9 protein-coding genes and 1 pseudogene are annotated in these 8336 nt (G+C 69.9%); 7 read left to right on the top strand and 3 right to left on the bottom strand.

Features of this window, described 5'->3' with window-relative positions:
• Positions 1-40 precede the first annotated feature (40 nt).
• The 5 genes from thrC to VFM98_RS02115 are packed head-to-tail and all read left to right on the top strand — an operon-like array spanning position 41 to position 3933.
• Positions 41-1450: a threonine synthase gene (gene thrC / locus VFM98_RS02135; protein WP_325108239.1), complete on the top strand. Its 1410-nt coding sequence runs from the start codon at positions 41-43 to the stop codon at positions 1448-1450.
• Positions 1447-1980, top strand: a complete 534-nt coding sequence (mobB, locus tag VFM98_RS02130; protein WP_325108238.1) for a molybdopterin-guanine dinucleotide biosynthesis protein B — start codon at positions 1447-1449, stop codon at positions 1978-1980. The genes thrC and mobB overlap by 4 nt, the downstream gene beginning before the upstream one ends.
• Positions 1977-3200 (top strand): gephyrin-like molybdotransferase Glp, encoded by a 1224-nt coding sequence (gene glp, locus VFM98_RS02125; RefSeq protein ID WP_325108237.1) that lies wholly within the window; start codon positions 1977-1979, stop codon positions 3198-3200. The genes mobB and glp overlap by 4 nt, the downstream gene beginning before the upstream one ends.
• On the top strand, positions 3197-3451 hold the full coding sequence (gene moaD, locus VFM98_RS02120; protein WP_325108236.1) for a molybdopterin converting factor subunit 1: 255 nt from the start codon (positions 3197-3199) through the stop codon (positions 3449-3451). The genes glp and moaD overlap by 4 nt, the downstream gene beginning before the upstream one ends.
• A gap of 8 nt (positions 3452-3459) precedes the next feature.
• Positions 3460-3933: a molybdenum cofactor biosynthesis protein MoaE gene (locus tag VFM98_RS02115; RefSeq protein ID WP_325108235.1), complete on the top strand. Its 474-nt coding sequence runs from the start codon at positions 3460-3462 to the stop codon at positions 3931-3933.
• Positions 3934-4069: 136 nt separating this feature from the next.
• On the opposite strand, the gene VFM98_RS02110 is transcribed toward VFM98_RS02115, so the two are convergent.
• Positions 4070-5056, bottom strand: coding sequence for a Bug family tripartite tricarboxylate transporter substrate binding protein (locus VFM98_RS02110; protein ID WP_325108234.1), 987 nt, complete (start codon positions 5054-5056; stop codon positions 4070-4072).
• Positions 5057-5080: 24 nt separating this feature from the next.
• Positions 5081-5584 carry a MarR family transcriptional regulator gene (locus tag VFM98_RS02105; protein ID WP_325108233.1) on the bottom strand — a complete coding sequence of 168 codons (504 nt, stop codon included), beginning with the start codon at positions 5582-5584 and terminating at the stop codon, positions 5081-5083.
• A 92-nt stretch (positions 5585-5676) separates the two neighbouring features.
• On the opposite strand from VFM98_RS02105, the gene VFM98_RS02100 reads away from it, so the two are divergent.
• Together VFM98_RS02100 and VFM98_RS02095 are read left to right on the top strand one after the other, a co-directional pair.
• The gene (locus tag VFM98_RS02100) at positions 5677-6642 is read left to right on the top strand and encodes a tripartite tricarboxylate transporter substrate binding protein (protein ID WP_325108232.1); all 966 of its coding nucleotides are present in this window, start codon (positions 5677-5679) and stop codon (positions 6640-6642) included.
• Positions 6642-7865, top strand: a complete 1224-nt coding sequence (locus VFM98_RS02095) for a flavin-dependent oxidoreductase (RefSeq protein WP_325108231.1) — start codon at positions 6642-6644, stop codon at positions 7863-7865. Before VFM98_RS02100 ends, VFM98_RS02095 begins: the two co-directional genes overlap by 1 nt.
• 92 nt (positions 7866-7957) lie before the next feature.
• Here VFM98_RS02095 and VFM98_RS02090 read toward each other — a convergent pair.
• Positions 7958-8336: pseudogene (locus VFM98_RS02090) on the bottom strand (hypothetical protein); the annotation flags it as partial.

The following is an 8336-nucleotide window of genomic DNA, read 5'->3' as shown; positions in this document are numbered from 1 at the left end:
TGGCGCCCATCGTGCGGATCCGCAAGGAAGAACTGGCCTGATGCTGTACCTCTCCACCCGCGGCGATCCCGGCCGCAAGCACTTCTGCGAGATCCTGCTGGAGGGCCTGGCGCCCGACGGCGGGCTGTACCTGCCGGAACGCTATCCGCACGTCGACGCCGCCACGCTGGCGCGCTGGCGCGGCCTGCCGTATGCCGACCTCGCCTTCGAGATCCTGTCGCTCTACATCGACGACATCCCGGCCGAGGACCTGCGTGCGATCTGCCGCAAGACCTACACCGAGGAGGTGTTCGGCACGCGCGAGATCGTCCCGCTGAAGCCGCTGGAAGAGGGCGTTTACCTCGAGGCGCTCTCCAACGGCCCGACGCTCGCCTTCAAGGACATGGCGATGCAGCTGCTGGGCAACCTGTTCGAGTACGAACTGGGGCGCCGCGGCGAGGAGCTGAACATCCTGGGTGCGACCTCCGGCGACACGGGCAGCGCCGCCGAATACGCGATGCGCGGCAAGAAGGGCGTGCGCGTGTTCATGACGTCGCCCCAGGGCCGCATGAGCCCCTTCCAGCAGGCGCAGATGTTCAGCCTGCAGGACGCCAACATCCACAACCTCGCGATCGAGGGCGTGTTCGACGACTGCCAGGACATCGTCAAGGCGGTGTCCAACGACCTGGCGTTCAAGCGCCGCTACCGCATCGGCACGGTCAACTCGATCAACTGGGCGCGGCTGGTGGCGCAGGTGGTGTACTACTTCGCGGGGTACTTCCAGGCCACGCGCTCCGAAGGGCAGAAGGTGAGCTTCACCGTGCCCTCGGGCAACTTCGGCAACATCTGCGCCGGCCACGTGGCCCGCATGATGGGCCTGCCGATCGAGCAGCTGGTGCTGGCGACCAACGAGAACGACGTGCTCGACGAGTTCTTCCGCACCGGCGTCTACCGCGTGCGCGGCAGCCAGGACACGTACGAGACCTCCAGCCCCTCGATGGACATCTCCAAGGCCAGCAACTTCGAGCGCTTCGTGTTCGACCTGCTCGGGCGCGACGGCGCGAAAGTGCGCCACCTGTTCGGCGAGGAACTGCCGGCGCAAGGCCGCTTCGACCTCTCGGGCGACGTGGCACGGGCGCGCACGGAGTACGGCTTCGTCTCCGGCCGCAGCACGCATGCCGACCGCGTGGCGACGATCCGCGACACCTTCGAGCGCTTCGGCACCATGATCGACACCCACACGGCCGACGGCCTGAAGGTGGCGCGTGCCTTCGTGCAGCCCGGCACGCCGATGATCGTGCTGGAGACGGCGTTGCCGATCAAGTTCGCCGCCACCATCGTCGAGGCGCTCGGGCGCGAGCCGCAGCGGCCGGCGAAGTTCGAGGGCATCGAGGCCCTGCCGCGGCGCGTGACCGTGCTGCCGGCCGACGCGGCGCGGGTGAAGCAATTCATCGCCGACCACTGCGCATGAAAGTCGTCGGATTCGCGGGTTATTCGGGCGCCGGCAAGACCCACCTCGTCGAACAGCTGATCCCCGCGCTCAAGCTGCGGGGCCTGCGCGTCTCGGTCGTCAAGCACGCGCACCACAACTTCGACATCGACCATCCCGGCAAGGACACCTTCCGCCACCGCGAGGCCGGCGCCTTCGAGGTGGTGGTCGCCTCCGACCGGCGGCTGGCGCTGATGCGCGAGTTCGAGCAGCCGGCCCGGCTCTCCGTGCACCACCTGCTGGCGGAGCTATGGGACGGCGTCGACTGGGTGCTGGTGGAGGGCTTCAAGGAGAGCAACCTGCTGAAGATCGAGGTCTGGCGGGCCGAGACCGGCAAGGACGCGCGCTATCCGGAGGACGACTTCGTGGTGGCGATCGCCACCGACTCGCCCGACCGGCTGCCGCAGGAGACCCTGCGCCCCGTGCTGGACCTGAATGACCCTGATGCGGTCGCCGAGTGGCTGGTCGAGAATGGGGACAGGTTCGACTACCTCCCGGAGAAGTACGCGTGAATCGCCCTGCGCTGCGTCCTCTCGACGATGCCCTCGCCGCCCTGCTGGCCCAGGCCCGGCCGCTGGCGGACACCGAGAGCGTGCCCACCTTCGAGGCCGACGGCCGCGTGCTGGCCGAAGACCTGGTCTCGGCCCTGCAGGTGCCGCCGCAGGACAACAGCTCGATGGACGGCTATGCCGTGCGCCGCGCCGAGATCGCCGACGAAGGCGTGCCGCTGCCGGTGAGCCAGCGCATTCCGGCCGGCGCCGCGCCGCAGCCGCTGCAGCCCGGCACGGTGGCGCGCATCTTCACCGGCGCGCCGGTGCCCGAGGGCGCCGATGCGATCGTGATGCAGGAGGACACGCAGGCCCTCGACGACGGCCGCGTGCGCATCCTCAAGGTGCCGGCGGCCGGCGAGTGGATCCGCCGCAGCGGCGAGGACATCACGCGCGGCAGCACGGTGCTGGCGCGCGGCGAGCGCCTCGGGCCGGCGGCGCAAGGCCTGGCGGCCAGCATCGGCCGCGAGCGCGTGCAGGTGGCGCGGCGGCCGCGCGTGGCGCTGTTCTCCACCGGCGACGAGCTGGTGATGCCGGGCCAGGTGGCGCCGGAGGCGATGAAGCCCGGCGCGATCTACAACTCCAACCGCTTCTTCCTGCGCAGCCTGCTGCTGCGCCTGGGCTGCGAGGTGCGCGACCTCGGCATCGTGCCGGACAACCGCGCGGCGACCATCGAGGCCCTGCGCGAGGCCGCGCGCGACAACGACCTGATCCTCACCAGCGGCGGTGTGTCCGTCGGCGAAGAGGACCACATCAAGCCCGCCGTGCAGCAGCTCGGCTCGCTCGACCTGTGGCAGATCGCGATGAAGCCCGGCAAACCTTTTGCCTACGGCAAGGTGGCCGATGCGCATTTCATCGGCCTGCCGGGCAATCCCGTGTCGAGCTTCGTCACCTTCCTGCTGCTGGTGCGGCCCTTCCTGCTCAAGCTGCAGGGCGCGGCGCGGGTGACACCGGTGGCCGTGCAGCTGCCGGCCAACTTCGACTGGGCGCGGCCGGACAAGCGGCGCGAGTTCCTGCGCGCGCGCCGCGATGCCGAGGGGCGCCTGGCGCTCTTTCCCAACCAGAGTTCCGGCGTGCTCACGTCCACCGTGTGGGCCGACGGCCTGATCGACGTGCCGGCGGGCAGCACCATCGCCAGGGGCGACCCGGTGCGCTTCCTCCCGCTGGCGGAGCTGCTGGCATGACGAACCTTCGAGTCAAGTACTTCGCCTCGGTCCGCGAGGCCGTGGGGCAGGGCAGCGAGGCCGTGCAGACGCGCAGCGAGACGCTGGGTGCCCTGCGCGACGAACTCGTCGCCCGCGGCGAGCCCTATGCGTCCGCGCTGGCGCGCGGCAAGGCCGTGCGCATGGCGCTGGACCAGGTGATGAGCGACGAAGCGGCCGTCCTGCGCGAAGGCTGCGAGGTCGCCTTCTTCCCGCCGGTGACGGGCGGCTGAGGCCCGCGATGGCCGCGCGCGTTTCCATCCAGGAAGGCGACTTCGACGTCGCGGCGGAGATCGCCGCCCTGCGGCGCGAAGACCCCGGCGTGGGCGCCGTCTGCAGCTTCATCGGCACCGTGCGCGACCGCAGCGACGGCGCGCACGTGAGCGCGATGGAGCTGGAGCACTATCCCGGCATGACGGAGAAGGCGATCGAGCAGATGATCGACGAGGCCTTCCGCCGCTTCGACATCCGCGCGGCGCGGGTGATCCACCGGGTGGGGCCGCTCGCGGTGCAGGACCAGATCGTGCTGGTCGTCGTGACCTCCGCCCACCGCGGCCAGAGCTTCCAGGCCTGCGAATTCCTGATGGACTACCTGAAGACGCAGGCGCCGTTCTGGAAGAAGGAGCGCACGCCCGAAGGCGAGCGCTGGGTCGACGCCCGCGTGGCCGACGACGAGGCGCTGGAGCGCTGGGGCATCGCGAGCCGGAACGGCTGAAGACCGAACAACCGGACGCAAAGGGCGCAAAGGATTCGCAAAGAACGCGAAGGAACAGCCCCATTGAGATGGTGTTCCTTTTGCGCCCTTTGCGAAATCTTTGCGTCCTTTGCGTCCGGCTGTCCGCGTTCCGGACCTATTTCGCCTGGAACCCGCTCGCCTTGATGATCTTTTCCCAGGTCTCGGTGTAGCCCTTCACGCGGTTGGCGAACTGGGCCTGCGGCTGGTAGGCCACCGTCAGGCCCATGGACGCGAGGTGCTCGCGCACGTCGGGCATCGCGATCACCTTGGCCAGGGCCTGGTTCAGGCGGTCCAGCACTTCGGGCGGGGTGCCGGCCGGCGCGAACAGGCCGTAGTAGGGCAGCTCCTCCAGGCCCGCCAGGCCGAGCTCCTTGAAGGTCGGCACGTCCGGCAGGATCGCCTGGCGCTTGGCGCCGATCACCGCCACGATGCGCAGCTTGCCGGCCTTGTGGTTCTCGATGAAATCGGGGATCGAGGCCACGCCGGCCTTGATCTGGTTGCCCAGCATGTCGGCCATCATGGGCGCGCTGCCGCGGTAGGGCGCGGCCTGCAGGTCCAGCTTGTACTTGCTGGCCAGCATGCCCACCAGGAACTCGGGGATCGAGGCCGGCGCCGGGATGCCGATGCTGTCCTTGCCGCCCTGCTGCTGCTGCACGAAGCGCACGTACTCGGGCAGCGACTTCGCCGGCGTGCCGCTGGAAAGCGCCAGCGCGTTGGCGAAGGTGGCGAAGCCGGCCACCGGCACGAAGTCCACCGCCGGGTCGAAGCCCGGGTTCTTCGTCACCTGCGGCAGGATCGAGATCGAGTGGTCGTGGCTGAGGAAGAGGGTGCGGCCGTCGGGCGCCGCCGACTTCAGCACCTGGGCGGCGATCTGGCCGCCGGCGCCCGCGCGGTTTTCCACCACCACCGGCACGCCGAGCTCGTCCTTCAGCTTCTCCGCCAGGGTGCGCGCGATCGCGTCGGTGCCGCCGCCGGGCGGGAAGCCGACCAGGATGCGCACCGGCGCGGCGGACTGGGCCTGCGCGGCGCCGGCGGCAAGGGTGACGAGGCCGGCCAGCAGCAGCCGGCGCAGGGCGGAAAAACGGGAGGGCAGGACGGTCATCCTGCCGAGGATAAACGCTGGCGCTTACGCGGCCTGACGCGGGGCTGGCGGAGGCACGAAGGCGGCCCGCGCCTCGTCTTCCAGCTCGCCGGTCAGCAGCTGCAGCAATTGCAGCAGCTGCTCCTGCTGCTGCCGGTCCAGCGGCGCCATCAGGCGCCGGTAGGCCTTCTCGGCCGGCTTCTGGGCCCGCTGCAGCAGCTCCGCCCCTTCGTCCGTCAGCAGCACCGAGACGTTGCGCCGGTTGTCGCCGGCCTGGACGCGGCTGACCAGGCCGCGCGCCTGCAAGCCCCGCAGCACCCGCAACACCGTGACCTTGTCGAAGCCGAGCGCCCGCGCCAGGCTGGACTGGCCCAGGCCGGGGTGGGCCTGCACCACCGTCAGGACGCCGAACTGCGCCGGCGTGAGCTCCAGGTCGCGGCAGGCGTCCTCGAACACGGCGGCGGAGATCTGGTGCGCCCGGCGCAGCAGGAAGCCGGGGCGGGCATACAGGCGCGCCAATTGCGGCGGGGACTTGGAAGGGGACGACACTGCTTGAATCCGGATTGCGGGTGAACGATCATTGTCGCGGGCCGACGGCCCGCCATAATCGTTAGCATGCCAACTTGCAAGCGGGAAAAGCAATGAAAACCCTGATTCGAACCGTGCTGGCCGCCCTGGTGCTCACCGGCGGGGCCTTCGCGCAAGCCCCGCAGCCGGCCGGCGTCCCGCTCAAGCTGATCGTGCCCTTCACCGCCGGCACCGGCATCGACATCGTCGCCCGCACCGTGGGCCCGCGGCTTTCGCAGCGGCTCAACCGCCCGGTGGTGGTGGAGAACCGCACCGGCGCCTCCGGCAACATCGGCACCGAGGCCGTGGTGCGCGCCCCGGCGGACGGCAACACGCTGCTGGTGAGCGTGAACACGCTGGTGATGAACCGCAGCCTCTATACCCACCTGCCGTTCGACCCGGTGAAGGACCTGGTGCCGGTCTCGCTCACCAGCTGGGGCCAGCTGATCCTGGTGGCGCCCCCGACCGCCGGCTTCAAGACCGCGCAGGACCTGGTCGCCGCCGCCAAGGCGCGGCCCGGCCGGCTGAACTACGCCAGCCCGGGCGTGGGCACGCCGCACCACCTGTCGATGGAGCTGTTCAAGCAGACCGCGGGCGTGTTCCTCACGCACATCCCCTACCGCGGCACTTCGCAGGCCGTAACGGACCTGCTGGGCGGCCAGGTGGATGCCATGTTCCTGCCGATCCACGTCGCGCTGCCGCACGTCAAGTCGGGCAAGCTGGTGGCGCTGGGCATCGGCAGCGACAAGCGCCACCCCCTGCTGCCCGACGTGCCGACGCTCGCCGAAGCCAAGGCCGGCAACGTCAACGTCGACATGTGGTACGGCATCTTCGCGCCGCCCGGCACCCCTGCAGACGAGGTCGCCAGGCTCAGCCAGGAGCTGAAGGACATCCTGGCGGCGCCGGAGGTCCGCGCCACCTTCCAGAACCAGGGCATGGACCCGGCCTGGAGCTCGCCGCAGCAGTTCCAGCGCCTGGTCGCCAGCGACGCCGAGCGCTGGGCCGGCGTGGTGAGGACCGCCAACATCAAGGCCGACTGATGCGCATCGCGATCGTCGGGGGCGGCGTCGGCGGGCTGGCGCTGGCCCTCGGCCTGGACCAGCGCGGCATCGCCTGCGACGTGTACGAGGCCGCGCCCGAGATCAAGGAGCTCGGCGTCGGCATCACCCTGCTGCCGCATGCGATGCGCGAGCTGGCCGCGCTGGGCCTGCAGCCCCGGCTGGAGCCGCTGGCCATCGAGAACCTCGAAAGCGTGTTCTTCAACCGCTGGGGCCAGTTCATCTACCGCGAGCCGCGCGGCCGCCATGCGGGCTACGACGTGCCCGAGCTCGGCATGCACCGCGGCAAGCTGCACGGTGTGATGTTCGAGGCCGCGCGCGAGCGCCTGGGCGACGCGCGCATCCACCTCGACCACCGCTGCACCGGGGCGCAACAGGACGGGCAGGGCGTCACGCTCTCCTTCTCCGGCGTGCGCGGCCACCCGCAGCCCACGGTGCAGGCCGATGTCGTGGTCGCGTGCGACGGCGTCAATTCGGCCCTGCGGCGCCAGTTCTATCCCGAGGAGAAGGTCGCCTTCGCCGGCATCAACACCTGGCGCGGCGTCACGGTGCACAAGCCGATCCTCACCGGCAAGAGCTACCTGCGCATCGGCTCGATCGACACCGGCAAGCTGGTGATCTACCCGATCGTCGACAACGTGGACCGCCACGGCAACCAGTTGATCAACTGGGTGGCGGAGATCCGCCAGGCCGAGATGGGCATGAACGACTGGAACCGGCCCGGCCGCTTCGAGGATTTCCTGCCCTTCTTCCAGGACTGGAACTTCGACTGGCTCGACGTGCCCGAGCTGCTGCTGCACGCGCGCGAGGTGCTGGAGTACCCGATGGTCGACAAGGACCCGGTGGCGCGCTGGACCTTCGGCCGCATCACGCTGCTGGGCGACGCCGCGCATCCCATGTACCCGCGCGGCTCCAACGGCAGCGCCCAGGCGCTGATCGACGCCCGCACGCTGGCCGACCTGCTGGCGCGCGGCGGCGATCCGGTCGCCGCGCTGCAGGAGTACGAAACGCTGCGCCTGCCCGCCACTGCGAAGGTGGTCGAAACCAACCGCACCGTGCCGCCCGACTTCATCATCATGAAGGCCGACGAGCTGAGCGGCGGCAAGCCCTTCCCGGGCAAGATCGACGACCTGATCTCGCCCGAGGAGTTCAAGCGGATCTCGGACGACTACAAACGCGTCGCAGGGTTCGCGCTGAAATCATGAGGCTGGTGCCGCTCTCGTAGGCTGGTGCTGAGCCTTGCGAAGCCCAGCGATCAGTGAGCGCAGCGAAGCTCGCGGCGCCGAAGCGAGGGCCTTTAGTTCAAATACCGCGGCCGATGCCCGTCGCCCTCGTCCGACGCCGGCTCGGGCGCCACCACGGGATGGAAGGATTCGCGCCACTGCGACTGCAGCAGTGCCTGGTCCAGCAGGTGCATCAACCCCTGCATCAACTTCGGCTGCATCTCCATCTGGAAGCTGCGCGGCTCGCTCGCCCCATTGGGTGGGCGCTCGTTGAAGTTCAGGCGCAGCGGCCCGTTCGCCACCGGCGCGGCATCCACGTCCGTCACCAGCAGCGGCTCTTCGCCCAGCGGATGGCGCGGCTGCCCCTCCTGGTAGGGCGTGTCGAAGTCGGCGTGCTGCAGGAACTCCTCCTTGCGGAAGTCCGCGAGCATCCTCTTGAGTTCCGGATTGGCA

Source organism: Ramlibacter sp., assembly GCF_035706265.1.
Taxonomy (GTDB): domain Bacteria; phylum Pseudomonadota; class Gammaproteobacteria; order Burkholderiales; family Burkholderiaceae_C; genus Ramlibacter.
The sequence above is the reverse complement of the archived record's forward strand: the minus strand, read 5'-3'. Positions and strand labels throughout refer to the sequence as shown.

Coding starts and splice junctions, on each gene's coding strand:
- thrC (WP_325108239.1), top strand. CDS start 41: ATGCTGTACCTCTCCACCCGCGGCGATCCCGGCCGCAAGCACTTCTGC.
- mobB (WP_325108238.1), top strand. CDS start 1,447: ATGAAAGTCGTCGGATTCGCGGGTTATTCGGGCGCCGGCAAGACCCAC.
- moaD (WP_325108236.1), top strand. CDS start 3,197: ATGACGAACCTTCGAGTCAAGTACTTCGCCTCGGTCCGCGAGGCCGTG.
- VFM98_RS02115 (WP_325108235.1), top strand. CDS start 3,460: ATGGCCGCGCGCGTTTCCATCCAGGAAGGCGACTTCGACGTCGCGGCG.
- VFM98_RS02110 (WP_325108234.1), bottom strand. CDS start 5,056: ATGACCGTCCTGCCCTCCCGTTTTTCCGCCCTGCGCCGGCTGCTGCTG.
- VFM98_RS02100 (WP_325108232.1), top strand. CDS start 5,677: ATGAAAACCCTGATTCGAACCGTGCTGGCCGCCCTGGTGCTCACCGGC.
- VFM98_RS02095 (WP_325108231.1), top strand. CDS start 6,642: ATGCGCATCGCGATCGTCGGGGGCGGCGTCGGCGGGCTGGCGCTGGCC.